Raw genomic sequence first — 24,751 nt, forward strand, 5'->3', positions numbered from 1 at the left:
GGCGGAGCTGTGGACGGCTGGTCGTGGTGGTGGGGCGGTGGACGGCGCTCATACGTGGGCGGCGGGGCCCGGCGCCTCGGCCGGCCGGGCCGGGACGGCCTCGTGACGGCGCCCCAGATGGTGGAAGACGACGTTGAGGACGGCCGCCACGAACGCGCCCACGGCCACCCCGCTCTCCAGCAGAATCCGTACGCCGGACGGGAATCCGGCGTACACCCCGGGAACGAGGATCGGCAGCAGCCCCAGTGCGAGGGCGACGGCGCAGGTCACCATGGACGTGTGGTCCTCCAGCCGGGCCCGGTGCAGCATCTGCACACCGAGCACGGTGATCACCGCGAAGACGACCATGGCGGCGCCTCCCACCACCGCGGAGGGCATCACACTGATCGACCGGGCGACCGGAGTGAGGAAGCCGAGGACGACGAGGACGACACCGGCGGCGGCCGTCACGTACCGGCTACGCACGCCGGTGACCCGCACGATCCCGATGTTCTCCCCGCTGGTCACCATCAGCGGCAGCCCGAAGCAGCCGCCGAGCAGGGAGGTCAGCGCGTCCCCGCGTACGGTGCGCGGCACGTCCGAGCGGACGTCGATGTTCTTGCCGACCGCTTCCGCGTTGATGACGGTCTGCCCGGTCGCCTCCGCCATGGACGCGAGGCTGTACAGCATCAGCGGCAGCGCGGCCAGCACGTCGAAGACGGGCGCCCCGAACGGCAGCGGCCGAGGTACGCCGATCAGGCCGCCCGAGAGCACCGCGTCCAGGTGGACCTGACCCACGGCGAAGGCGAGGGCCGTGCCCCCGGCCAGGCCCAGCAGTACGGCGAGTTGCCGGAGTACTCCGCGCAGCAGCCGGGTGAACAGGACGATCAGACCGATGGTGGCGAACGCCAGCCCCAGTCGCGCCGGATCGCCGAAGCCGGGCGCGCCCGGTGGGCCGGTGACCAGCAGGGCGCCGACCTTCACGAGGTTGACCCCGACGATGACGATCATGGTGCCGATGACCAGCGGCGGGAAGAACCTCAGCAGCCGTGCGAACAGCGGCAGCACCAGGAAGGTGAAGGCCGCCGTGAGGAGCACCGCCCCGGTGGCCGTACGCAGTCCGTGCTGCTGCGCGATCGCCATGAACAGGATCAGGGGCGCACCGCCCGGCAGCATCACGAACGGCAGTCTTGGCCCGAACTTCCAGGGGCCGAGGGACTGCACGAGCGATCCGATCCCGGACAGCAGCAGGGCCGCCGAGAGCAGATCGACGGTGATCCCGGGGCTGAGCCGCAGGGTGGCGCTCATCAGGAAGATCGCGGAGATGGGGGTCGCCGCCATGACGAGGACGTGCTGGACGCCGAAGAGCAGGATCCGGCCGAGCGGCCGGGACTCGTCCACGGGATGGACCGCATCGGGGGTGTCTCGGGGCGGGGGAGTGGGGTCGACGGGATGTACGGGACTGGACACGCGCGGGCTCCGTTCGGCTCGCTCGGCTCAGGCCTCGACGATCCGGCCGTGGACGGCGGCCAAATCGATTTGGCCAAATCGATTTGGCCGCCAGTATGGAGCCGTGGACGGGGGGTCGGTCAAGGGGGTGGAAGGGGAGTCGACGCCGTCCTGTCACGCTGCGCTCCTCTCGGCCACCGCCACGGCCTCGACCCGCGAGCGGCGGGCGACGGCCTCCCCCATCAACGACCGGCTACAGGCCGGGAGTTCCCGGTGTGGCATGGCCGCACCCGGTGGCCGTGTCCGTCCTGTCGGTGCTCCGGGGTGGCGCCGTGCGCCCGCGTCCGGTCCGGTTCGCGGGCCGATCCGCTTGCCGTCGGAAACCGATCGGTTTACCTTGGTGGAAACCGATCGGTTTCCTCTACTGGGAGATATCACCATGACTGCGATCAAGGACTCCGTCGCGCTGGTCACCGGCGGCAGCCGCGGGCTGGGCAAGGCGCTGGTCGAGGAGTTGTACGCGCGCGGCGCCGCCAAGGTGTACGCCACGGCCCGCGACCCCCGCAGTGTCACGCACCCCGACGCCGTACCCCTCGCCCTGGAGGTCACCGACCCGGCGTCCGTCCAGGCCGCGGCGGCCCAGGCCCCGGACGTCACCCTGCTCGTCAACAACGCCGGCGTCTCCCTCGGCGCGACCTCCTTCCTCGACTCGGCGGTGGGTGACATCCGTGCGGAGTTCGAGACGAACTTCTTCGGGCCGTTGCTGGTCACCCGCGCCTTCGCGCCGGTCATCGAGCGCAACGGGGGAGGGCACCTGCTGAACGTCCACTCCGTGCTCTCCTGGATCGGCCTCGCCGGCTCCTACAGCGCCACCAAGGCGGCCCTGTGGTCGCAGACCAACACCCTGCGCCTGGAACTGCGTCCGCGCGGTATCGAGGTCACCGGACTGCATGTGGGCTACGTCGACACGGACATGGCCGCGCACGTCGACGCCCCGAAGTCCGCGCCCGGCGATGTGGCCGCCCTGGCGCTGGACGGCGTCGAGTCCGGCGCGTTCGAGGTCCTGGCGGACGACGTGTCCCGGCAGGTGAAGGCGGGGCTCTCGGGAGACCTGGCCGCGATGTACCCGCAACTGGCCGCCTGACGAGCGGCTCCCGCCCGGCGGGGGCTGGACAGCGCCCGGCCCACTCCTTAGTCTTTCTGTCCAGGGTTGGACAGGAATTCCAAGGAGGGCCGGGTGCGCGAATCTGCGGTCGAGACGCCGAGGGCCGACCCCGGCGGGGCGCCCCCGGCACGGCCGGACGCCGCGGAGGCGGACGAGCACCTGATCCGGGAGGCCGAGAAGATCGCCGTAGCCCTCGGCCGGATGTTCCCCGGACTGTGCGAGGTCGTGCTGCACGACCTCCGGGACCCGGAGCGCGCGGTCCGGGCGATCGAGAACAACCTGTCGGGACGTCAGATCGGTGACTCCGCGACCGAGTTGGGTCTGGCCCGGATCGCCGACCCCGCATACCCCGACGTGGTCCAGAACTACCCCAACCGGTTCCCCGACGGCCGCCCGGCGAAGAGCACGTCCATCGGCATCCGGAACGCCGAAGGGGAGTACGTCGCCGCGCTCTGCCTGAATCTCGACGTCTCCTTGCTGTCGCCCCTGACGCTCACCCTGGCCAACCTCGTGGCCACCGACACCGCGCACCGGGAGCAGCCACTGGAGACGCTGCGGGACCGCAACGCGCGAGAGCTGCGCCGGGCGGTGGAGGAGCTGTGCGCCCGGCGTGCCGCCACCCCCCGGTCGCTGAGCCGCGAGGACAAGAGAGCCCTCGTGCGGCAGCTCCACCGGGACGGCCACTTCGACTCGCGGGACGCGGCGCAGACCATCGCCGATCTGCTCGGCGTCTCCCGCGCGACGGTCTACAACTACGCGAAGACGACGCCGTGACCAGCGGCACCACGTGGAATGAGGACACAGCCGTGGCCGCCGCCCTGCCCGTGACGTTCGACGACATCCGCGAAGCCGCCGTACGCCTCGACGGCGTCGCCCACCGCACCCCCGTCCTCACCTCCCGCACCCTCGACGCCCGTGTCGGCGCGGAGGTGTTCATCAAGTGCGAGAACTTCCAGCGCGTCGGCGCCTTCAAGATCCGCGGCGCCTACAACGCCGCCGCCCAGCTCACGCCGCGGCAGCTCGCGAAGGGCATCGCCGCCTACTCCTCCGGCAACCACGCCCAGGCCACCGCCCTGGCGGCCCGAGAGCTGGGCACCAGCGCCGTCATCCTGATGCCCGAGGACGCCCCCCGCTCCAAGCGGGAGGCCACCGCCGGGTACGGGGCCGAGATCGTCACCTACGACCGTTACACCGAGGACCGCACCGCCCTCGGCGAGGCGCTCGCCGAGGAACGGGGTCTCGCCCTGATCCCGCCCTACGACCACCCCCATGTCATCGCCGGCCAGGGCACGGCCGGGCTCGAACTCCTCGACGAGACAGGTCCCTTGGACGCCCTCCTGGTACCGGTAGGAGGCGGTGGTCTCATCGCCGGCAGCGCCATCGCCGCGAAGGCCCTGCATCCCCGGGTCCGGGTGGTCGGCGTCGAGCCCGAGGCGGGCGACGACACCAAACGCTCCCTGGAGAGCGGCGCGCGCGTCACCGTACCCGTGCCGCGCACCATCGCCGACGGCCAGGCCCTGCCCACCCCCGGCGAGATCACGTTCACCATCAACCAGCGCCTGGTGGACGCCGTCACGCTCGTCACCGACGAGGAGATCATCGACGCCATGCGCTTCGCCTTCGAGCGCCTGAAGATCGTCCTGGAGCCCAGCGGCGCCACCGCCCTCGCCGCGCTCCTGGCGGGCCGCCTCGACCTGCCGCCCCGCATCGGCGTCATCGCCTCCGGCGGCAACATCGACGCCGAGAGGTTCAGCCGGCTCATGAGCGCCTGACGACCGAGGGTGGGCCGCACTCGCCGCGGCCTCGGGCACGGGCCATCCCTGCCGCGGTCAGGGCCTCGGGCGCGGCCGACCTCTAAGGTCGGGGCATGATCACCGAATTCAGCGACGCCTTCCTCACGGAGGCCGAACGGCACGCCGCCTGGGGTGCGGCCCAGCTCGAGGTGCTGACCGGCTTCCTGCCCGAGGGGCCGTGGAGCGCCGACCTGGCCGCATGCGCCTACCGGCAGGGGGAGTTGGACCTGCGGGTCGCGGTACTGGGCACCTACGACATGGCCGAGCGGACCTGGATGTGGGGCTGGGCCAACCCGGGCCTGCGGGGCACCGAGGTCGTGGCGGCGGGCGTGGCCGTCGAGCGGTACGGACAGGGCCACGGAATCGCGGAACTGACCGCGGGGACCGTGGACTTGTCCGGTTTCGCCGATCCGCGACGCGCGGCGGAGATGCTCGCCTTCACCGGCATGGGAATCACCGGAGCACCCGGCTACATCGGCGTGCCCGCGGGAGGGGGCACCCAGGTGTACTTCCTCCCCGACGACGCGCAGGTCCCCCGGGCGGCCCCCGACCCGGTCACCCTGCCGCGGATCCTCCTGACCGGAGCGGGCCTGATCGGCTTCTCCGCCCGGCATGTCGTCGGCGGATACTTCGACCACCACGGTCTGCCCCAGCGTGCGGAGCCCGGCCGGATCACCGCCGACCTGCCGGGCGGCAGCGCGGCCGAGGCCCACTTCGACGCGCTCGGACGCCTCGCGAAGGTCGAGGTCACGGCACTGCCCTGATCGGGCGACCCGCCGTCCCACGGCACTGGGCGCCCGACCCTCGGGGCGCAAAACGCGTACCGCGCTGAGAGCCCGTGCGTTAGCGTGAAGGCATGTCTACGCCCCGAATCTCCTAGCTGAGGACCCGCTTCCACGCCAGAAGTGTGTCCTTTCGCTTATTCGGAGCGTTCCTTCATGATCACCGTTCGTGGTGTCGAGCTGCGCGCGGGCGCGCGCCTGCTCCTCTCCGACATCTCCCTCACCGTCTCCCCCGGGGACCGCATCGGTCTCGTCGGCCGCAACGGCGCCGGCAAGACCACGCTGCTGACCGCGCTCGCCGGCCGGTCGGCGCCCGCCGCGGGCACGGTCGCCCGTACCGGCCGCGTCGGCTTCCTCGCCCAGGACTCCCGCGCCGCCGACCCCGCCGTGACCGTCACCGACCGGCTGCTGTCCGCCCGCGGACTGCACACCGCGCTGCACGCGCTGCGCAGGGCGGAGACGGCCATGGCCGCGGCCGACCGGCCGGCCGCGCTGGAACGGGCGATGACCGCCTACGCCCGCGCCGAAGCGGCCTTCCAGGCCGGCGGCGGATACGCGGCCGAGGCCGAGGCGGCCCGCGTGGCGGCCGGACTCGGCCTGCCCGAACGGATCATGGCCGAACCGGTCGGCGCCCTGTCCGGCGGCCAGCGGCGCCGCGTGGAACTCGCCCGGATCCTGTTCGCCGGGACCGACGGCACCCTGCTGCTGGACGAGCCGACCAACCACCTCGACGCCGACTCCCTGGCCTGGCTGCGCACGTTCCTCCAGGGGCACCGGGGCGGACTGGTGGTGATCAGCCACGACACGGACCTGCTCGCCGACGTCGTCAATCGCGTCTTCCACCTGGACGCCACGCGCGCGACGATCGACGTCCACAACACCGGCTGGCACACCTACCTGACCCGCCGGGAGGAGGACGCACGACGTCAGACCCGGGAACGGGCCAACGCCGAACGCAAGGCCGCCGCGCTGCACACCCAGGCGGACCGGATGAAGGCCCGCTCCGCCACCGCCACCATGGCACGGAGCATGTCCCGCCGCGCCGACCGCATGCTGGCCGAACTGGAGCCGGCCCGGCGCGCCGAGAGGACCGCGCGGATCCGGCTGCCGCAGCCGGCCCCCTGCGGCCGCATGCCGCTCGGCGCGATCGGCCTGTCCAAGTCCTACGGCGGCCACCGCGTGCTGGACGGAGTGGACCTGGCGGTGGACCGGGGGAGCCGGCTGGTGGTGCTCGGTCTGAACGGCGCGGGCAAGACCACCCTGCTGCGGGTGCTCGCCGGCGCCGAACGCCCGGACGCCGGGCGGGTGGTGCACGGTCACGGGCTGCGCCTCGGCTACTTCGCGCAGGAGCACGACACCCTCGACACCGGACGCAGCGTGCTGGAGAACCTGACCCTGGCCGCACCTGGGCTGGACGCCGGTGAGGCACGGCGCGTCCTGGGCGCGTTCCTGTTCACCGGGGACGACGCGGACAAGGCCGCGGCCGTGCTGTCGGGCGGGGAGAAGACGCGTCTGGCACTCGCCGGACTCGTCCACTCCGGGGCGAACGTGCTGCTGCTGGACGAGCCGACGAACAACCTCGACCCGGCCTCCCGTGACGAGGTCCTGACCGCCGTCGGCTCGTATCCGGGCGCGATCGTCATGGTGACCCACGACGAAGGCGCGCTCGACGCCCTGCGCCCGGACCGTGTCCTGCTCCTGCCGGACGCGGACGAAGACCTGTGGACCGAGGACTACCGCGATCTCGTCACCCTCGGCTGACCCGCCCCCACGGCCCGGACCGGCGGCCGCCCCACCGCCGGCCCGGGCCCGCGGGCGCCCCACCAACGGGCCGTCCGGGGAACGTTGTCAGTGCCTCCCCTTACGGTTCTCAGCAGTGGGGACCTGCCGGAACGGCCGCGGGTCCGTCCTGGGGAGGGGTCTGCCATGTCCGCGGCGTCCGTGGTGTCGACGACGTATCTGGAGCTGTCACAGGAGGGCGACGGCGCCCACAAGTTCTACGAAGTGACCGTCGACGGCCTGACGGTGACGGTGCGGTACGGACGGATCGGTGCCGCCGGCCAGACGCAGACGACGACGTTCCCGACCGTCGAGAAGGCGCGGGCCGCCGCCGCGAAGAAGGTGGGGGAGAAGGTCCGCAAGGGGTACGCCCCCGCCGTCCAGGGGCAGCGGGCCCCGCGTTCGGTGACCCGCCGTCAGGTCAGCTCCGCTCCGTCCACCGCCCGTGCCGTGGCACCGGTGCTGTGGCGGTTCCGCACGGGCTCCGCGGCCTTCGGCATCCACGTCGACGACCAGCACTGCTGGGTGGGCAACCAGGCCGGCGACGTCTACACCCTGGACCACGAGGGCGGGGTGCGTGCCCGGTTCAACCTGCCGGACGGCGTGAAGTGCCTGGTCGCGGACGACTTCTGGATCTACGCGGGCTGCGACGACGGCAAGGTCTACGACCTCTCCTCGAAGCTGCCGTTCGCCGCGTACGACATCGCCGCCGACGTCGACATCTTCTGGCTGGACATCCACGAGGGCATCCTGAACGTCTCGGACCGTGCGGGCCGGCTCACCGTCATCGACCACGAGGACGAACACCAGTGGGCCCGCCGCAGCCGGGGCGAGCACGCCTGGATGGTCCGCGCCGACGACCGGGCCGTCTACCACGGCCACCAGTCGGGCGTCACGGCCTACGCCCCGGACGGCGGCGGCGAGTTGTGGCACAGCGCCACCCGGGGCGGTGTGCTCTTCGGCTGGCAGGAGGACGACGCGGTGTACGCGGGCACCGCCCACCGCGTGGTCCAGCGGCTGTCCAAGGCGAACGGCGCCATCGAGGCGACGTACGCCTGCGACAGCGCGGTGTACTCCTGTGCCACCTCACCCGGCGGACGATTCGTCTTCGCCGGTGACGCCGCCTCGTCCGTCTACTGCTTCGACCGGGACGGCACGCGGCTGTGGAAGCTCGGTACGGGCGGCGGCTCGGCGCTGTCGATGCAGTACCGCGACGAGCGGCTCTATCTGGTGACCACGGACGGCTCGCTGGTGTGCGTCGACGCGAGCGAGGCGGCCGTCACCGCGGCCCAGCAGGGCACCGTGCCGGTCGTCCGGGACGTCAAGCTCGCCGCCGCGCTGCCGACGTACGCGCCCGCGACCGCCGTGGCGGCGGTGGCCACCGTGGCCCAGGCCCCCGCCGGGGCGGTCGTGGTCGAGTGCGTCCAGGAGTCCGGCCGACTGCGCGTCCACGTGCTGTCCGACGGCTACGACACCTCGTGGAACGTCCAGTTCCCCCGGGCGATACGCCAGCCCGGCGCGCGCTACGTCGTCGACGCCCTGCACCCCGCGGCAGGCGGCTTCTACCGCGTCCGGGGCGACATCCGCCGCCTGCTGTGACGAGCCGCCCCGGCGGGCTCAGGAGTGCGCGGCCGTAGCCCGGTCCAGGGTCTCGCGGGCGGTGGCGAGCACCTCGGTACGGTCCGCCGGGACCAGGCCGATGCGGGTGCGGCGGTCCAGGAGGTCGGACTCGTCGAGGGCGCCCTCGTGCAGGACCGCCCAGAGGAGTTCCGCCCGGGTGACGGGGTGGCCGGGCAGCACCGGCTCGGCGAGGGACGGGTCCCCGGCGGCGAGTTCCTGGACGGCGGCGGCCTCCGTGCCGTAGCGGCGGACCAGGCGGTGCGGCACGGGCAGGGCCCGCAGCCGCTCGGGCGCGGCGGCGCCGACCAGCGGCAGCGCGGCCGTGGGGGAGGGCGCGGCGCTCAGCCCCGGGCGGCGGTGGCGGCGTCCACGGCGTCCTGGGCCATCCGCCGGTAGGTGGTGAGCTTGCCGCCGACCACCGTGGTGACCCCGTCGGGTGAGGTGAGCACCGCGTGCCGCCGCGAGATGTCCGACGTCCGGGCGGGTGCCCCCGCGGACCCGTCGTGCTCGGCGGTGTCCAGCAGCGGGCGCAGACCGGCGAAGGCGCCCATGACGTCCTTGCGGGACACGGGTACGTCCAGGGCCGAACCGAGCACGTCCAGCAGGAAGCCGATGTCGGTCTCGGGGACCTCCGGCACGTCGGGTATCCCGCCCTCGACCGGTTCGTCGGTGAGGCCGACGTACACCCGGCCGTCGCCCTGGGGCAGGACCAGCACGAAGCGGTTCGTCTCGCCGGGGATCGGGATGTGCAGGCCGGCGGGCAGGTCGCCGAGCCGCTCGGAGCGCAGGACCAGATGGGTGCCGCGGGAGGGGCGGATGCGGATGCCGTCGACGAGGCCGTCCGCCCACACACCGGTGGCGTTGATCACGGCTCGGGCCCTGATCTCGCCCTCCTCGCCGGTCAGTTCGTCGCGGACGCGGGCGCCCGTACCGGTCAGCTCCAGCACCCTGACCCGGGTCAGCACCCGGGCGCCGTGCGCGGCGGCCGTCCGCGCCAGGGCGGTCACGAGCCGGGCGTCGTCCGTCACCTTGCCGTCCCAGGAGAGCAGACCGCCCCGCAGGCCGGCCGCACGCACCGACGGTGCCAGGTGCCGTGCCTCCGTCGCCGACAGCCGTCGCGGCGCGGGCAGTACCTGCCGCGGAGTCCGGGCCGCCAGCCGCAGCATGTCCCCGGCCCGGAACCCGGCCCAGGCGAGCGAGGCCTGGGCCCGGGAGACCAGCGGGGTCAGCGGCAGCACGAACGGCTGCGCGGCCACGAGGTGCGGAGCCGTACGGGTCATCAGCACCCCGCGTTCGACGGCGCTCTCGTGCGCCACGTCGAGCTGCGCGGAAGCCAGGTAGCGCAGCCCGCCGTGGATGAGCTTGGAGCTCCAGCGGGAGGTGCCGAAGGCCAGGTCGTGAGCGTCCACCGCGACGACGTCCAGTCCGCGGGCGGCGGCGTCCAGGGCGGCGCCGGCCCCGGTGGCGCCCAGGCCGACGACCAGGACGTCGGCCACCCGGCCGTCCGCGGCCTCGGCCAGTTCCCGGACCCGGCGGGGTGCGCTGAGGGACGAGCCGGGTGCGGCCTCGGTGTGGCTCATGGCGTGAGGGTCCTCTCCAGGAGGGTGCGCAGTTCACCGAGGAAGGCGGCGGAGTCCAGCTCCGGATCGTCCTCGTCGGTCATCGTGCGCAGAGACAGGGTGAAGGACTGCACGGTCAGCAGCAGGGCGCGGGCCTGCCGCTCGGTGTGGCCGGGGCGCACGGAGCCGTCCGCGTGCCCCTCGCGCAGCGCGTCGGCCAGCAGCGCCAGCAGCGCTTCCTGGCTCGCTCCGCGGCGGTCGAGGACGTAGGGGAGCAGCAGTTCCGGATCGACGTCCACGATCTTGCGGAAGAGGGGGTGCGCCCGGAACGCCTCGATCCCGGCCACCAGCCCGTCCACGATCCGGCCGCGGGTACCGGTGCCCGGTGTGGCCGGGGGGATCGCGCGGGAGGCCACGTCGATCCACTCGCGGGTCATCAGGTCGCCGACCAGGGTGCGCAGGTCCGGCCAGCGCCGGTACAGCGTCATCCGGGAGACGCCGGCGCGGCGGGCCACGTCGGCGAGCGTGGTGCGGCGCACGCCGACGGCCAGCACGCAGTCGCGCACCGCGTCGAGCACATGATCGCTGTCCGAACCGTTGTGACGAATAGGCGTCATGTGTCACAGTGTAACGCCCCGGGGGTCGGACGGAAGCGGCCGAGGCCCCGGGACGGCCGCCGAGCCGCGCGAACCGAGCACACCGACCTGTGAGGACGACCGTTCAATGGACATGCTGTGGAACGGCTGGGGCGACCCGGCGAAGGCGGCACCGCTGCCCGACTCGGTGACGGGACTGCTGCGCGACATGCTCGGCGTCAAGCCGCGCACCACCCCCTCGCTCGCCCTCGATGACATCGGCCTGCCGGCCGACACGGCCGAGCCCGCCGCCCTGAAGGCACTCGCCGAAGCCGTGGGCGGCGAGGCGTACGTCCGCACGGACGCGGAGAGCCGCATCCGGCACACCCGCGGCAAGTCCACGCCCGACCTGCTGCGCATCCGCGCCGGCGACTTCGCGGACCTCCCGCGCGCCGTGGTCCTGCCCGGCTCCCACGACGAGGTCCTCGCCGTCCTGCGCGCCTGCTCCGCACACGCACTGGCCGTGGTGCCGTTCGGCGGCGGCACGTCCGTCGTCGGCGGCCTCGCCCCCGAGCGCAGCGCCTTCGTCGCCCTCGACCTGCGCCGCATGAGCGGCCTGCTGGAGCTGGACCCGGTCTCGCGCACCGCCGTCCTCCAGCCCGGCCTGCGCGCCCCCGAGGCCGAGGCGCTGCTCGCCGAGCACGGCTTCACCCTCGGGCACTTCCCGCAGTCCTTCGAGTGGGCCACCATCGGCGGCTTCGCCGCGGCACGCTCCAGCGGGCAGGCCTCCGCCGGCTACGGCCGCTTCGACGAGATGGTGCTCGGCCTGACCCTCGCCACCCCCGAGGGCACCATAGAGACCGGCCGCGCCCCGCGCTCCGCCGCCGGACCCGACCTGCGCCAGCTGATCCTCGGCTCGGAGGGCGCGTTCGGCGTCATCACCTCCGTCACCGTGCGGATCCGCCCGGTGCCCGAGGTGCGCGTCTACGAGGGCTGGCGGTTCGCGTCGTTCGAGGAGGGAGCCGCGGCGCTGCGCCGGCTCGCCCAGGACGGACCCCGCCCCACGGTGCTGCGCCTGTCCGACGAGGTCGAGACGCTCATCGGCCTGGCACAGCCCGACGCCATCGGGGCCGGACTGACCCAGGGCGACGCCGGTTGCATGGCGATCACCGGCTACGAGGGCACCGCCGAGGACACCGCCCTGCGCCGCGAGCAGGCGGCCGCCGTCCTGACCGCGTGCGGCGGCACCCTCGTCGGCACCGAGCCCGGCGAGCGCTGGGCCCACGGCCGCTACTCCGCGCCGTACCTGCGCGACTCCCTGCTCGAGGTCGGCGCCTTCGCCGAGACCCTGGAGACCGCGGCCTATTGGTCCCGCATCCCCGAGCTGTACGCGGCCGTCCGCACCGCGCTCACGGACACCCTCACCCAGGCCGGCACCCCGCCCCTGGTGATGTGCCACATTTCCCACGTGTACGAGAACGGCGCCTCGCTGTACTTCACCGTCGTCAGCGCCCAGGGCGAGGACCCGGTGGCCCACTGGGAGCCGGCCAAGCACGCGGCCAACGAAGCCCTGCTCGCCGCCGGCGGCACCATCTCCCACCACCACGGGGTCGGCACCGACCACCGCGACTGGTACGTCCGCGAGGCCGGCCCGCTCGGCATCTCGGCCCTGCGCGCCGTGAAACGCCGACTCGACCCCGAGGGACTGCTCAACCCCGGCGTCCTGCTGCCCACCGACTGATCCCACCGACCCGCCCGCCCCGAAAGGCACACCGATGCGACAGTTCACCGCCGTCGTCAACCCCACAGCGGGCGGCTCCACCGGGGCGGCCACCCTGCTCCAGCTGGCCCGGCTGCTCCGCGAGGCAGGGGCCGAGCTGGAGACGGAGTACAGCCACAGCCTCGCCCACGCCCAGGACATCGCCGTCCGGGCGGGGGAGGGCGGCCGGATCGTCCTCGCCGTCGGCGGCGACGGGATCGCCGGCGGCATCGGCGGTGCGCTGAGCGGCACCGGCACGGTCCTGGGCCTCGTACCGGCCGGACGCGGCAACGACTTCGCCCGGGCACTGGACCTGCCGGCCGACCCCGCCGCGCTCGCCCGCATCCTGCTGCACGCGGAACCCCGGGCGGTCGACACCATCGAGGTGGAGTCGGCCGTCCACCCGCGCACCGTCGTCCTCGGCAGCGTGTACGCCGGCGTCGACGCGGAGGCCAACCGGCACGCCAACAACGCCCGTCTGCTGCGCGGCTCCGCCTCGTACTACGCGGGCGGCCTGCGCGCGGTCACCACCTGGCGGGCGGCCGACTACCGCGTCACCGTCGACGGCGAGGAGCACACCCACCGCGGCTACACCGTCGTCGCGGCCAACTCCCCCTACTACGGATCCGGCCGGCTCATCGCCCCCGACGCGAAGGTCGACGACGGTCTGCTCGACATCGTGCTGATCCGGGAGGCGCCGCGCCGGCTCTTCTTCACCCTCATGAACGAGCTCAGGACGGGCGCACACGTCCGCCGCCCCGAAGTACGCGTCCTGCGCGGCAAGGAGCTCCGCATCGAGGCGTCCCGGCCCGTCCCGTACGGCGCCGACGGCGAGGTGGAGGCCACCCTGCCCGTCACCCTGCGGGTGCGCCCCGCCGATCTGCCGGTGCTGTACTGACGGCACACCCGAAGCGCGGCGCGACGGACCCCGGTGCAGGTGCGTCGCGGTGCGCCCCTGGGTAGGGGGAGAGCACCTGGCAGACGGCCGGGGGAGGGAAGGCCGGTCATGACGCGGGAACACGGAGAGGGCGCGGTGCAGGCACTCGTCCTGTACGACGGACGAGTGCTGCTGGTACGCCCGGACGACGGGTGGGAACTGCCGTCGGGCACACCGCAGCCGGCCGAGTCGGCGGAGGCCACCGCCGCGCGTGTCGTCTACGAGCTCACCGGCTACCTCGTCGACGGCACGGAGACGCTGGGAGCGCACGACAACGCACGGGCGGACGAGGCGCCGGCCGTGGTGTGCCAACTGCTGAGCGCGGAACCGTCGGACGGCGCACGCCTCGCCCCCGAGCGGCTGCGCTGGGCCGCCATCGCGGACACCGCCGGCACCCCTCTGCCGAGGTCCGTGCGCACCTATCTGCAGGGGCACACACCGGTGTGACGGCGCCCGTCCCCGGGCCGGGTCACCGGTCGGCCGCCGGATGGGGCAGGCTCGCGAGGAACCGCTGGCGGCCGACGATCTCCCGGTCGATCTCGCCCGTGGCGACCAGCCGGCCGGAGTCGTCGACGGCCCGCACCGAGAAGGTGAGGCGCCGTCCCGCCACGGACGACGGGGGCTCGGCGAACACCTCCACCCGGCCGCCCACGGGCGTGGCGCGTAGATGCTCGATACGGATCGCCGTGCCGACGGTGGTCCGGCCCGGCTCGGTGAAGGGCGCGGCGGCCTCCACGGTCGCCGCCTCCAGCCATGCGATCAGCTTCGGGGTGGCGAGGACGGGTACGTCGCCGCTGCCGGCGGCCACGGCGGTGTCGGCATCGGTCACTTGATGGAACATCCGATCACACTAGCGACAGGACATCCTCCGGCGGCGTCGGCGCTCCGGTCCGCACGAATACCCGGCGAATACGTACGGAACGAGCGCGGGCGCCGACGCGGAGACCGGCACGCTCGCCGACCGGTTCTTCAGGCTTCTCGACCGGGAGCCCGCACCGGAGCGGGCTCGCGACCTGGCCCGGCCGGTCGCCCGACCTGCTGAGTCGGCCCTGCCGGGCCATGCTGGTTCGAGGGGCGTACCGAGGCGGCATGCGTCCGCGGAGGCCCCGACACCGACAGCCCGCTGCCACAGAGCCCGCTGAGGAGGCACACGACCGTGGTCGAGCCGCAGCCCGTCGTCGTCCCGCCGGCCCGGGCCGCCGTATTCCTCGTCGCCACGATCGCACCCGACGGTGAGGACACCGTCCGGGACCTGCTGGAGGACGTCTCGGGCCTGCGGCGCTCCGTGGCCTTCCGCGCCCCCGACATGGAACTGAGCTGTGTCGTCGGCATCGGCTCGGCGGCCTGGGACCGGCTCTTCAGCGGGCCGCGCCCGCGGGAGCTGCACCCCTTCACCGACCTGCTGGGACCGCGCCACCAGGCCCGGGGCACCCCCGCCGACCTCCTCTTCCACGTCCGCGCCCAGCGCATGGACCTCTGCTTCGAACTCGCGCGGCTGCTGGGCGAACGGCTCGGCGAGGCGGCCACCGTCGTCGACGAGGTGCACGGCTTCAAGTTCTTCGACGAGCGCGACCTGCTCGGATTCGTGGACGGCAGCGAGAACCCCGAGGGCGGTCTCGCCGACGACGCGGTGTTCATCGGCGACGAGGACGCGGACTTCCGCGGGGGCAGCTACGTGATCGTCCAGAAGTACCTGCACGACATGGCCGCCTGGAACGCCCTGACCGCCGACGAGCAGGAGAAGGTCATCGGGCGCACCAAGCAGGCCAACGTCGAACTCCCCGACGACGTGAAGCCGGACGACTCCCACGTCGCGCTCAACACCATCACCGATGAGGAGGGGAACGAACGCAAGATCGTCCGCGAGAACATGCCCTTCGGGAACATCGCGCAGGGCGAGTTCGGCACCTACTTCATCGGGTACGCCCGCACGCCGGACGTCACCGAGGAGATGCTGCGGAACATGTTCCTCGGCAGGCAGCCGGGCCGGCACGACCGGATCCTCGACTTCTCCGTCCCGGTCACCGGCAGTCTCTTCCACGTACCGCCCCTCACCTTCCTCGACGACCTGCCCGCATCCCCCCGGTCCTGAGCCCCACGGAGGCCCGGCCGAGGGCGGCAGCCCTCCGCTTGCGAGGCACTCTGCACCGGGGTTCAGTGAGGTACGGACCCCCTCGCGAACCCCCGTCGCGGGCCCCTCCGCGCATCCCCTCGCGCATCTGGAGCTGTCATGTCGATGTCGTTCGGCGCACCGTTCGGTTCCTCGGATCCGTTCAGTGAGATGTTCAACCGCTTCTTCGGCATGTCCCCGGCGTCCTCGCCGCCGGCGGTGCAGCGTGTGCCCATCGGACGGCTGCTGACCGAGTCGTCCCAGGAACTGCTCAACCGCGCCGCCCAGCGGGCCGTGGAGGACGGCACGACCGACCTCGACACCGAACACCTGCTCTGGGCGGCCACGCAGGTCGACCCCTCGCGCAGGCTCCTCACCCAGGTCGGCGTGGACCCCGACTCGCTGGCCTCCGAGATCGCGAAGATCCTGCCGCGCGAGTCCGGCGAGCCCTCCGCGCAACCCGGCCTCACCCCTGCGGCCAAGCGCACCCTGAGCGCCGCCTTCGCCCACAGCCAGGCGTCCGGCGTGTCCTACATCGGCCCCGAGCACATCCTGGGCGCCCTGCTCGGCGACAGCGACACCGGGGCGTCGCGGCTGCTGCAGGCCGAAGGCGTGGACACCAAGCGGGTCGCGAGCCTGGCCGAGCAGACCGCACGCGGCGACGCACCGGCCGCGGAGCGCAAGCAGCCGGCCACGACCCTGGACGAGTTCGGCCGCGACCTGACCGACGAGGCGAAGGCGGGCAAGCTCGACCCCGTCGTGGGCCGCTCCGACGAGATCGAGCAGACCGTCGAGATCCTCTCCCGCCGCTCCAAGAACAACCCCGTGCTGATCGGTGAACCCGGAGTCGGGAAGACCGCCATCGTCGAGGGCCTGGCCCAGCGCATCGTGGCCGGAGAGGTCCCCGAGAGCCTGAAGAACAAGCGGGTGGTCGCCCTGGACCTGTCGGGCATGGTGGCCGGCGCGCAGTACCGCGGGCAGTTCGAGGAACGGCTGAAGAAGGTCATCGAGGACGTCCAGGCGGCCAAGGGCGAGATCATCCTCTTCATCGACGAACTGCACACCGTCGTCGGGGCCGGAGCCACCGGCGAGGGCGCCATGGACGCGGGCAACATGCTCAAGCCGGCGCTCGCCCGCGGTGAGCTCCACGTCGTCGGCGCCACGACCATCGACGAGTACCGCAGGTACATCGAGAAGGACGCCGCCCTTGAGCGCCGGTTCCAGCCCGTGATGGTCCCCGAGCCGTCCGTCGAGGAGACGGTGCAGATCCTGGAGGGCCTGCGCGACTCCTACGAGGCGCACCACCAGGTCCGCTTCGACGACGGGGCGTTGGTCGCCGCGGCCGAACTCTCCGACCGCTACATCACCGACCGGTTCCTGCCCGACAAGGCGATCGACGTGATGGACCAGGCCGGCGCCCGGGTACGGCTGCGCAGCGCGGGCCGCTCCACGGAGATCGTCAGCCGCGAGGACCGCATCGCCAAACTCCGTCGCGAACTCGAACAGGCCGTGTCCGCCGAGGACTTCGAGAAGGCCTCGGAGCTGAAGCGGGAGATCGCCGAGGTGGAGGGCGAACTGGCCGGCATCGAGGAGCGCCGGGAGGGCGTCGTCTCGGTCACGGCCGCCGACATCGCGGACATCGTCTCGCGCCGCACGGGCATCCCCGTCTCCCAGCTCACCGCCAGTGAGAAGGAGAAGCTCCTCAGGCTCGAGGACGAGATGCACGACCGGATCGTCGGCCAGGACGAGGCGGTCACCGCCGTCTCGCAGGCCGTACGACGCAACCGCGCCGGCATGGGCGACCCGAACCGCCCCGTGGGATCGTTCCTGTTCCTCGGCCCGACCGGTGTCGGCAAGACCGAACTCGCCAAGACCCTCGCCTCCCTGCTGTTCGGCGACGAGGACCGCATGATCCGCTTCGACATGAGCGAGTTCCAGGAGAAGCACACCGTGGCCCGGCTCGTCGGCGCCCCTCCCGGATACGTCGGCTACGAGGAGGCGGGCCAGCTCACCGAGAAGGTGCGCCGCCAGCCCTACAGCGTGGTGCTGTTCGACGAGGTGGAGAAGGCCCACCCCGACATCTTCAACACGCTGCTGCAGATCCTCGACGACGGCCGCCTGACCGACGCCCAGGGCCGCACCGTCGACTTCCGGCACTGCGTCATCATCATGACGTCGAACATCGGCGCGCACCGCATCCTCGACCACAAGGGCGACGTGTCCGAACTCAAGGACGCGCTGATGGAGGACCTGCGGGGCCGGTTCCTGCCCGAATTCCTCAACCGCATCGACGACATCATCATCTTCCACAGTCTGACCGAGGACGACCTGGGCGAGATCGTCGACCACCTGCTGGACATGAGCAAGCGCAAGGTGCGCGCCCAGGGCCTGCACCTGGAGGTCACCGAGGCCGCCAAGAAGCTCCTCATCGCCCACGGCCACCAGCCCGAGTTCGGTGCCCGCCCGCTGCGCCGCACCATCCAGGCGGAACTCGACAACCGCATCGCCACCCTGCTCCTCGGCGGCGAGGCGGACCCGGGGGACACGATCGTCGCCGATGTGCGGGACGACTCGCTGCACTGCATCGTGCGGAAGGCGGAAGCCGGCGAAGGCGAAGGCGAAGAGGGCTGAGGCGAAAGGGGCTTGGGCGAACGGGACGGGCGGGTCGGTCCCCGCCGGGGGCGTCCACCGGGGGCGTCCCGTCCGGGGTGGGTCAGTCCTCGCCGGGGGTGTCCCCGATCGACACGACGACCACACCGGTGTGGCCGTCCGGGGTGTCGTACTGCACGCTGTCGCCCGGGCGGCAGCCGAGGAGCGCGCGGCCGAGCGGGCTGTCCGCGGTGACCATTGTCTGGTCCAGAGCCTCGGCGACCTCGCCGACCTGGAGCGTCTCCTGCGAGCCGTCCGTGAAGCGGACCGTGACCGTGCTGCCCACCCCGACCACGTCGGTGGGGGCGGGACCGGCTTCCGACGCCCCGCGCAGCCGCTCCTCGATGTCGCCGATACGGCGGTCCAGGCGGTCCAGCTGGTCCGCGCGCTGCAACTCGTCGGCCTGGTCGGCCTGATCGCCCACCTCGGTGTCGCTCTTGAGGGTTCCGGCGACCAGCCGGCGTTCGTCGCGCAGGTCGGCAAGCTCCTGCTCCAGGGCGCGCCGGGCCTCGGCGCTGATCGGCTCGGGACCACCGGTCATGTCTGCTCCTCCGACGGAGACGGAACAGCCGGACGAAGATCGACAAGTCCGACATTCCGCATCATATCAATCGGGTGCCGTCGTGCGAGCCCGTGCCCTCCCGCCGTCGTGGCCGCCCGGCATCGCCTCGTACGCCTCCGGTAGAGGTGTGAAACATCCAGAGATACGGTGTTTGTCGGTACGCATCGGTCTGCACGCATCGGATCTGTGCGTTCTGTCCGCACGTTCTCCGGAGCCGCACGGTCTCCGTCCTCCCCGTCAGGAGATGCCCATGTCCTCGAAGCGACGCCGCAAGAAGAAGTCCCGCCGCAAGCACTCCGCGAACCACGGCCGCCGTCCCCAGTGCTGAGGCGCCGTAGAGAGACGGCCACGGTACCGGGCGCCCGTCCCTGACGGGCCCGTTCCCGGTCCGGCCGGTTTGTGGGGCGGGGTGTTCCACCGGCAGACTCCTCCCCGTGAGATCCATGACCCCGCGCGGCCGGGCCGCCTCATGACGTCCGCCGTCGTGGTCGGCGGTGGGCCGAACGGGCTCGCCGCCGCCGCCCTCCTCGCCAGGGCCGGACTGGCCGTCACCCTGCTGGAGGCGGCGGACGAGGTCGGCGGCGGCACCCGCAGCTACGAGGCACTGCTGCCGGGGCTGCTGCACGACCACTGCTCGGCCATCCACCCCATGGCCGTCACCTCGCCCGCGCTGCGCGCACTCGATCTCGAACGGCACGGGCTGCGCTGGCTGTTGGCGGACCTCGACTGCGTCCACCCGCTCGACGACGGGAGCGCCGGGGTCCTCGCGAAGTCCGTGGAGGACACCGTCCGCATGCTCGGCGCCGACGGCGACCGCTACCGGGCACTGGTCGAGCCCTCCGTGCGCCGCTGGGACGCCCTGGCCCAGGACGTGATGGGTCCCCTCCTGCGGATCCCCTCGCACCCCCTGCTCCTCGCCCGCTTCGGTCTGCCGACCGCCCTGCCGGCCACCGCCCTCGCCCGCCTCTTCACCACCCCGCAGGCCAAGGCCCTGTGGGCCGGAGTCGCCGCGCACGCCTTCCGCCCCCTGCACCGGCCGCTCACCTCGGCGATCGGACTGGGCATCCTCACCGCCGGCCACGCCGCCGGATGGGCCGTGGCCGAAGGCGGCTCCCAGGCCATAGCGCGCGCCATGGAGAGGGTGCTGCGCCAGCACGGCGGCACGATCCACACCGGCGTCCGCGTCACCGACCACCGGCAGATCCCGCCGGCCGACGTCACCCTCCTCGACCTCGACCCCGGCCAGATCGCGGCGATCTACGGCGACCGGCTGCCGCGCCGGGTGCGCGCCGCCCACCGGCGCTTCCGCCGGGGCCCGGCCGCCTTCAAGGTCGATCTGGCCGTCGAGGGCGGCATCCCCTGGCGCAACGCGCACGCGCGCCGCGCCGGCACCGTCCACCTGGGCGGCACGATCACCGAGGTCGCGCGGGCGGAGCGGGAGGTCGCGGCCGGCCGTATGCCCGAGCGTCCGTTCGTCCTCGTCGGCCAGCAGTATCTGGCGGACCCGTCCCGGTCGGTCGGCGACGTGCACCCGGTCTGGGCGTACGCCCATGTCCCCTACGGCTACGACCGGGACGCGACCCAGGCCGTCCTCGGCCAGATCGAACGCTTCGCCCCCGGTGCCCGCGAACGCGTCCTGGGCGTCCAGGTCACCAGCCCCCGTGACTTCGCCGAGTTCAACCCCAACTTCGCGGGCGGCGACATCATGACCGGCGCCGAGACCGTGCCCCAACTGCTCCTGGGGACACGGCCCACCCTCGATCCCTACTCCACCGGGCTGCCCGGGGTCTTCCAGTGCTCCGCGGCCACCCCGCCCGGCCCCGGGGCGCACGGCATGTGCGGCGCCAAGGCGGCGGCAGCGGCCCTGCGCCACGTGGGAGCCACCGGCGCCTGACGGGCGGACGCCACCCACGCCCTGCCGCCTCACCCGCCGCGGCGCCTCGGCGTGGGGTCCGGGTAGACGCGCCGGATCGCCGGAAGCAGCGCACGCAGGCGCGTCTCCGCGTCCTCGCAGGCCCACTCGATCTGGTCCGACGTGGAGACGTCCCGGAAGTCGACCTTCGCGGCGATGAGGATCTCCTCCGGGCCCTGCACGAGAGTGATCAACTCCAGGACGTCGTCGATGTGCTGAACGGCCATCAGTTCACCGCGCACCGCGTCCCGCATCGGCCGGGGCAGCGCACGGCCGATGAGCAGTTCGGCGTTGGAGCGGCCCAGGACCCAGGCGACGACGACCAGCAGCACCCCGATGAGGATGGACGCGACGCCGTCCCACGCACCGGACCCGGTGAGCCGGCTGCCGAGCAGCCCCAGCGCCGCGAGCGCCAGCCCGATGAGGGCCGCGGTGTCCTCCAGGACGACCGCCTTCACCGCAGTGTCGGGGGTGCGCCGGAGGTAGTGCAGCACGGGCATGCGGAAGCGTCTCGCCCTCCCGGCGGCCTGCTTGAGCCCCGTGCGCAGGGAGAGGCCTTTCAACGGCCCTCGACCGTCGCCTGGGAACCGCGCGATCGGCCCCCGGCCGGGCGGCGGTCTCGGACGCCCGTCGGCCGCTGCCCGATACCGCCGGGGAACCAGCCTGACGTTGCCCACGAGGCGGTTACGCCGCACGTAGGCCGGCTCCGGGTACACAGGTGCACCCGGAGCCGGCCGATCGGCTCGCTCTACTTGTGCGTGGTCCGCACCGAATCGAGGTCCGGCTGAGGGGCCGCCGCCGTGACCCGCGCCGGGGTGGCCGTGCCGTTGGCGTCCCCGCCGAGCGGCGAGGAGAGTGCGGACTTCTGCTGTGCGTCGAGCCCGTTGTAGTACGGGTGGTACGTCACCAGTGAGCTGCCCGCGCTGATGGCTGAGCCCGCCGCCGTCAGCTCGGACGACGAGATGGAGGTGCTGCCGCCGAACGCGACGACGGCGCCCACGCCTGCGGCCTGCTGCCGCAGGTAGGTCGCGTCGGTCTCCGGCAGCGTCGTGCCGTCGGACCACAGGAGCGGGCCGTACCAGAGCATGCCGGCGCTCGCGGAGACGCCGCCGCGCCAGCTGTCCGACGAGGCCAGTCCCACCTGGGGCGGGGCGGACCACCAGAACCGGGCGAGGGCGACCGAGGTGCCGTCGTGCCCGGTGCCGCTGATCGGGTAGTAGGTCCAGGTCGTGGGCCAGTGGGAGAACTTGGTGTGCGTGAGCGCGTACTTCGCGGCGGCGCCGACGGGGATGACCATCGTCTCGTCGGGGTCGAGCGAGTTGAGGTACGACTTCACGGAGGAGGTCAGCGTGTTGCCGTCGTTGAGGACGACCGTGCCCTTGCCTCCGTATCCGAGTGATCCGGCGGCGGCGGAGGAAGCGAGGGCCGAGTGGTAGTCGGTGCCGGTGGCGAGGAAGACATAGTCCGGTGAACCGCTCACGGCCTTGGCGACGGCCACGGATGTCGAGTAGCGGGAGGTGCCCGCCAGGCGCTTCGGTGTGAAGCCGAGGGAGCTGACCTTGCTGGAGACCGCGCTGGACAGGATGTCGGTGCCGCCGACCAGATAGACCGTGGCACCCCGCTTGAGCGTCCGCTTCAGCTCCGCCTGGGCGGCGGACGACAGCGAGGACTTCGACGTCATCAGCACCGGGCCCTGCTTCTGACCGCCGAGCGACTGCGCGGTCAGTGCGTAGGACGGGCTGTCCTGGTTGATGAGGACGGCGGTCCTGGCGCCGACGAGGCCGGGTTCGCTCTGGCCGACGGTGCTCCACGTCCAGCGGGAGGCCGCCCTGTTGGTGCCCGCGGAGTCGGCGCCCCACACGCGGTCGGTGCTCTGGCCGCGCAGTGGCTGCCAGGCGACGTCGACGGTCGACGACGAGTGGGCCGGCGTCGGCAACGTGGAGATCGAGTGGTCGGCGAGGTTCAGGATGCGCGTCCACGAAGCATCGTCGTCCCCGGTGTTGAACGCGATCTTCGTGCCGGTGGGCGCCCACTCCGGAGTGGTGGCGTAGGCCTGGGTGGTGAGCTGCTGCTCTCCTGTGCCGTCGATGTTCATCAAGAACAGCTCGCTGATGCCACCCACGACGCGGACGAAGGCGACGCGCGTACCGTCGGGCGAGATCGCCGGATGTGAGCCGTTACCGGTCAGCTTGTGGAAACCACGGGTGTCCGTGTCGTAGAGCCAGATCGCCGATCCGGTCGTACTCCCGCACGTGTCTCCCGTACGGACGAAGGCGATGAGGTAGTTGACCGACCCGCTCGGCTGACGGTCGCAGCCGTCCTCCGTGGTGGAGAACAGCGGCTCGGAGTAACGGGAGCCGTCGGACGGGGCGTAGCGGAGCCGCCCGCCGGCCGAGTACACGACGGTCGAACCGCCGCCGACGAACGTGGGATCGTCCGCGCTTCCCACGGACGAGCTCCGCTCAGGGATCTTCACCAGGGTGGAGCCGGTGTACCGGCGGGTCTCGACGCGCCCGTTACGGACGTAGGCGATCCGGCTGCCGTCCGGTGACCAGGCCGGTTCGGAGGCCTGGTCGGCGATGGTGGTGTAGGTGCTGCTGCCCGGTTTCACGACCTGCAGGCTCTGCTCAGCCCCGTTGCGGACCGCCAGTATCCCGTCCGTCGCGGTCCACGTCACCGGACCGGTGGCAGCGGCGCCCGGAGCGACGGCCATGCCCGCCGCGACCGCTGTCGCGGTGCCCAGCGCCGCGAGCACGCGGCGTCTGTGAATCTTCATGTGCCCCCACAGGAGTGTGATCAAAGGTCTGCCGTGCGTCTCCCCGACGCGGAACGGGATCCTCACGTTCCTTGACGACAGTTTGATCACCGTAGTGGGCGAGTGGGGTAAGGGGAACCGGTCGGGTGGGATGACTGTGCTGAGAGCCGGACGGCCGTCCTCCCGTCCCGGGCATCACGAGATGATCACACATCTTCCACGGCGTTCATCTGTCGTTCATGATCGATGCGTGAGGTCGACCGTCACCGTCATCGGGGGCACCGCCGTGCGGCTGTGCCTGGCTGTGCGCAGGAGGGCCGACAGCCGGTAGAACGCGGCATCCTCGCCCCTCGCGACTGCTCAGGCTCCGGCCGAGAGCGGGTCGGTGGGGTGGCCTGGATTCTTCACGGGCTGCCACACGGCTGCCTGGGTGGCGTCGAAGCAGGGTCTGGCAGGAGGCCCCTCACCGCTCACCGTGTCTGCTTTCCATGCGAAGCCTGGATCGGCAGCACAACGAATCGGGAGCGGACTGCACCACCAGGCCGTGCGCATGCCACCGCACACCTGGTGCGCTCCGTGACCTGGCAGAAAGAGACAACTCATGAGTAAGCGCATTGCCATGTCGATTGCCGCCGCGCTCGGAGCCATCGGCTTGGTGGCTCCGGCCGCCTACGCCGACGGCGGCGCCGGTGACACGGAGATCCTCGGTGTGACCGTCAACCACGGCTCCAGCGTGATCATCGGCACCACGTACCCGAAGTCGTTCGACGTGGAGATCGACGCCTACGACGACTCGGGCCTGTTGTCCGCGGACACCACTCTGGACGGCCCCGGCGCCGGGTACGCCAGTGACGAGACCATCTGTGAAACCGACTACTCATGCACCCACTCGTTCACCTTCGACCCCCGCGTCGATCTGGACAACGGTCAGGCCGGCACCTGGTACGTCGGTTCCTGGGTGGATGCCATCGACGACGACTACCGCTGGGACGAGCGCATCGACAGCTTCCGTCTCAAGCGCGCGAGCACGCTGACGACGAACGCGTCGCCCGAGCCGGTGCAGAAGGGCCGCACTCTTACGGTCACGGGCACGCTGAAGCGCGCGAGCTGGGACGACTACAAGTACCACGGCTACACCAGCCAGCCGGTCAAGCTGCAGTTCCGCAAGAAGGGCAGCAGCACCTACACGACCATCAAGACGGTGAAGACCAACAGCACGGGTGCGTTGAAGACCACGGTCACCGCTTCCGCCGACGGCTACTGGCGGTGGAGTTTCGCGGGCACCACGACCACGAGCGCCAAGACCTCGGAGAGCGACTTCGTCGACGTGCGGTAGCGCGCGTAGTCGGGCACAGGTCGCCATTCG

Annotated in this window: 18 protein-coding genes and 2 pseudogenes; 13 read left to right on the forward strand and 7 right to left on the reverse strand. The window is 72.3% G+C overall.

The genetic code is table 11. The annotated features are described in order from the left end of the window. Positions 1-48: 48 nt before the first annotated feature. Entirely contained in the window at positions 49-1,449 is a 1,401-nt protein-coding gene (locus N8I86_RS34400; protein WP_263279579.1) for a uracil-xanthine permease family protein, read from the reverse strand. Positions 1,450-1,867: 418 nt separating this feature from the next. Between N8I86_RS34400 and N8I86_RS34405 the strand changes: the two genes are divergently transcribed. The 6 genes from N8I86_RS34405 to N8I86_RS34430 all read left to right on the forward strand — a co-directional run bounded on the left by N8I86_RS34405 (position 1,868) and on the right by N8I86_RS34430 (position 8,546). Continuing rightward, complete coding sequence (locus N8I86_RS34405) at positions 1,868-2,572, forward strand: SDR family oxidoreductase (protein ID WP_073890674.1); 705 nt, start codon at positions 1,868-1,870, stop codon at positions 2,570-2,572. Between the two features lie 180 nt (positions 2,573-2,752). Next, positions 2,753-3,367 carry a helix-turn-helix transcriptional regulator gene (locus N8I86_RS34410; RefSeq protein WP_263280196.1) on the forward strand — a complete coding sequence of 205 codons (615 nt, stop codon included), beginning with the start codon at positions 2,753-2,755 and terminating at the stop codon, positions 3,365-3,367. A gap of 32 nt (positions 3,368-3,399) precedes the next feature. Beyond that, complete coding sequence (locus N8I86_RS34415) at positions 3,400-4,365, forward strand: threo-3-hydroxy-L-aspartate ammonia-lyase (RefSeq protein ID WP_263279580.1); 966 nt, start codon at positions 3,400-3,402, stop codon at positions 4,363-4,365. A gap of 95 nt (positions 4,366-4,460) precedes the next feature. Next, positions 4,461-5,150, forward strand: coding sequence for a DUF6882 domain-containing protein (locus N8I86_RS34420; protein WP_263279581.1), 690 nt, complete (start codon positions 4,461-4,463; stop codon positions 5,148-5,150). Between the two features lie 174 nt (positions 5,151-5,324). Further along, positions 5,325-6,929 carry an ABC-F family ATP-binding cassette domain-containing protein gene (locus tag N8I86_RS34425; protein ID WP_263279582.1) on the forward strand — a complete coding sequence of 535 codons (1,605 nt, stop codon included), beginning with the start codon at positions 5,325-5,327 and terminating at the stop codon, positions 6,927-6,929. A 165-nt stretch (positions 6,930-7,094) separates the two neighbouring features. Then, positions 7,095-8,546, forward strand: a complete 1,452-nt coding sequence (locus tag N8I86_RS34430) for a WGR domain-containing protein (RefSeq protein WP_123440744.1) — start codon at positions 7,095-7,097, stop codon at positions 8,544-8,546. An 18-nt stretch (positions 8,547-8,564) separates the two neighbouring features. On the opposite strand, the pseudogene N8I86_RS34435 reads toward N8I86_RS34430, so the two are convergent. Together N8I86_RS34435 and N8I86_RS34440 are read right to left on the reverse strand one after the other, a co-directional pair. Next, positions 8,565-10,147: pseudogene (locus N8I86_RS34435) on the reverse strand (glycerol-3-phosphate dehydrogenase/oxidase). Next, the gene (locus tag N8I86_RS34440) at positions 10,144-10,743 is read right to left on the reverse strand and encodes a TetR/AcrR family transcriptional regulator (RefSeq protein WP_073890666.1); all 600 of its coding nucleotides are present in this window, start codon (positions 10,741-10,743) and stop codon (positions 10,144-10,146) included. The pseudogene N8I86_RS34435 and the gene N8I86_RS34440 overlap by 4 nt, the downstream one beginning before the upstream one ends. Before the next feature lie 106 nt (positions 10,744-10,849). On the opposite strand from N8I86_RS34440, the gene N8I86_RS34445 reads away from it, so the two are divergent. The 3 genes from N8I86_RS34445 to N8I86_RS34455 all read left to right on the forward strand — a co-directional run bounded on the left by N8I86_RS34445 (position 10,850) and on the right by N8I86_RS34455 (position 13,844). Next, the gene (locus N8I86_RS34445; RefSeq protein ID WP_263279583.1) at positions 10,850-12,442 is read left to right on the forward strand and encodes an FAD-binding oxidoreductase; all 1,593 of its coding nucleotides are present in this window, start codon (positions 10,850-10,852) and stop codon (positions 12,440-12,442) included. A gap of 34 nt (positions 12,443-12,476) precedes the next feature. Next, a complete protein-coding gene (locus N8I86_RS34450; RefSeq protein WP_263279584.1) occupies positions 12,477-13,358 on the forward strand; it encodes a diacylglycerol kinase family lipid kinase in 882 nt (293 codons plus the stop codon). Positions 13,359-13,466: 108 nt separating this feature from the next. Beyond that, positions 13,467-13,844 carry an NUDIX hydrolase gene (locus N8I86_RS34455; RefSeq protein ID WP_263279585.1) on the forward strand — a complete coding sequence of 126 codons (378 nt, stop codon included), beginning with the start codon at positions 13,467-13,469 and terminating at the stop codon, positions 13,842-13,844. Positions 13,845-13,866: 22 nt separating this feature from the next. On the opposite strand, the gene N8I86_RS34460 is transcribed toward N8I86_RS34455, so the two are convergent. Further along, on the reverse strand, positions 13,867-14,238 hold the full coding sequence (locus N8I86_RS34460) for a thioesterase family protein (protein WP_073890660.1): 372 nt from the start codon (positions 14,236-14,238) through the stop codon (positions 13,867-13,869). Positions 14,239-14,553: 315 nt separating this feature from the next. Here N8I86_RS34460 and N8I86_RS34465 point away from each other — a divergent pair, with 315 nt between their 5' ends. Both N8I86_RS34465 and N8I86_RS34470 read left to right on the forward strand, forming a co-directional pair. Further along, positions 14,554-15,489 carry a Dyp-type peroxidase gene (locus N8I86_RS34465; protein WP_263279586.1) on the forward strand — a complete coding sequence of 312 codons (936 nt, stop codon included), beginning with the start codon at positions 14,554-14,556 and terminating at the stop codon, positions 15,487-15,489. Positions 15,490-15,627: 138 nt separating this feature from the next. Next, positions 15,628-18,138 carry an ATP-dependent Clp protease ATP-binding subunit gene (locus N8I86_RS34470; protein ID WP_263279587.1) on the forward strand — a complete coding sequence of 837 codons (2,511 nt, stop codon included), beginning with the start codon at positions 15,628-15,630 and terminating at the stop codon, positions 18,136-18,138. Between the two features lie 82 nt (positions 18,139-18,220). Here N8I86_RS34470 and N8I86_RS34475 read toward each other — a convergent pair whose 3' ends face one another. Beyond that, the gene (locus N8I86_RS34475; protein ID WP_263279588.1) at positions 18,221-18,697 is read right to left on the reverse strand and encodes a GreA/GreB family elongation factor; all 477 of its coding nucleotides are present in this window, start codon (positions 18,695-18,697) and stop codon (positions 18,221-18,223) included. Between the two features lie 490 nt (positions 18,698-19,187). Here N8I86_RS34475 and N8I86_RS34480 point away from each other — a divergent pair, with 490 nt between their 5' ends. Next, positions 19,188-20,612 carry a phytoene desaturase family protein gene (locus tag N8I86_RS34480; protein WP_073890654.1) on the forward strand — a complete coding sequence of 475 codons (1,425 nt, stop codon included), beginning with the start codon at positions 19,188-19,190 and terminating at the stop codon, positions 20,610-20,612. 29 nt (positions 20,613-20,641) lie between these two features. Here N8I86_RS34480 and N8I86_RS34485 read toward each other — a convergent pair. After that, positions 20,642-21,193, reverse strand: a pseudogene (locus N8I86_RS34485) (cation transporter); the annotation flags it as partial. A gap of 185 nt (positions 21,194-21,378) precedes the next feature. Continuing rightward, positions 21,379-23,406 (reverse strand): cell wall-binding repeat-containing protein, encoded by a 2,028-nt coding sequence (locus N8I86_RS34490; RefSeq protein ID WP_263279589.1) that lies wholly within the window; start codon positions 23,404-23,406, stop codon positions 21,379-21,381. 580 nt (positions 23,407-23,986) lie between these two features. Between N8I86_RS34490 and N8I86_RS34495 the strand changes: the two genes are divergently transcribed. Then, positions 23,987-24,721: a calcium-binding protein gene (locus N8I86_RS34495; protein WP_073890653.1), complete on the forward strand. Its 735-nt coding sequence runs from the start codon at positions 23,987-23,989 to the stop codon at positions 24,719-24,721. The last annotated feature ends 30 nt before the right edge of the window (positions 24,722-24,751 follow it).

Origin of the sequence: Streptomyces albidicamelliae, assembly GCF_025642175.1 — a bacterium.
GTDB lineage: Bacteria > Actinomycetota > Actinomycetes > Streptomycetales > Streptomycetaceae > Streptomyces > Streptomyces albidocamelliae.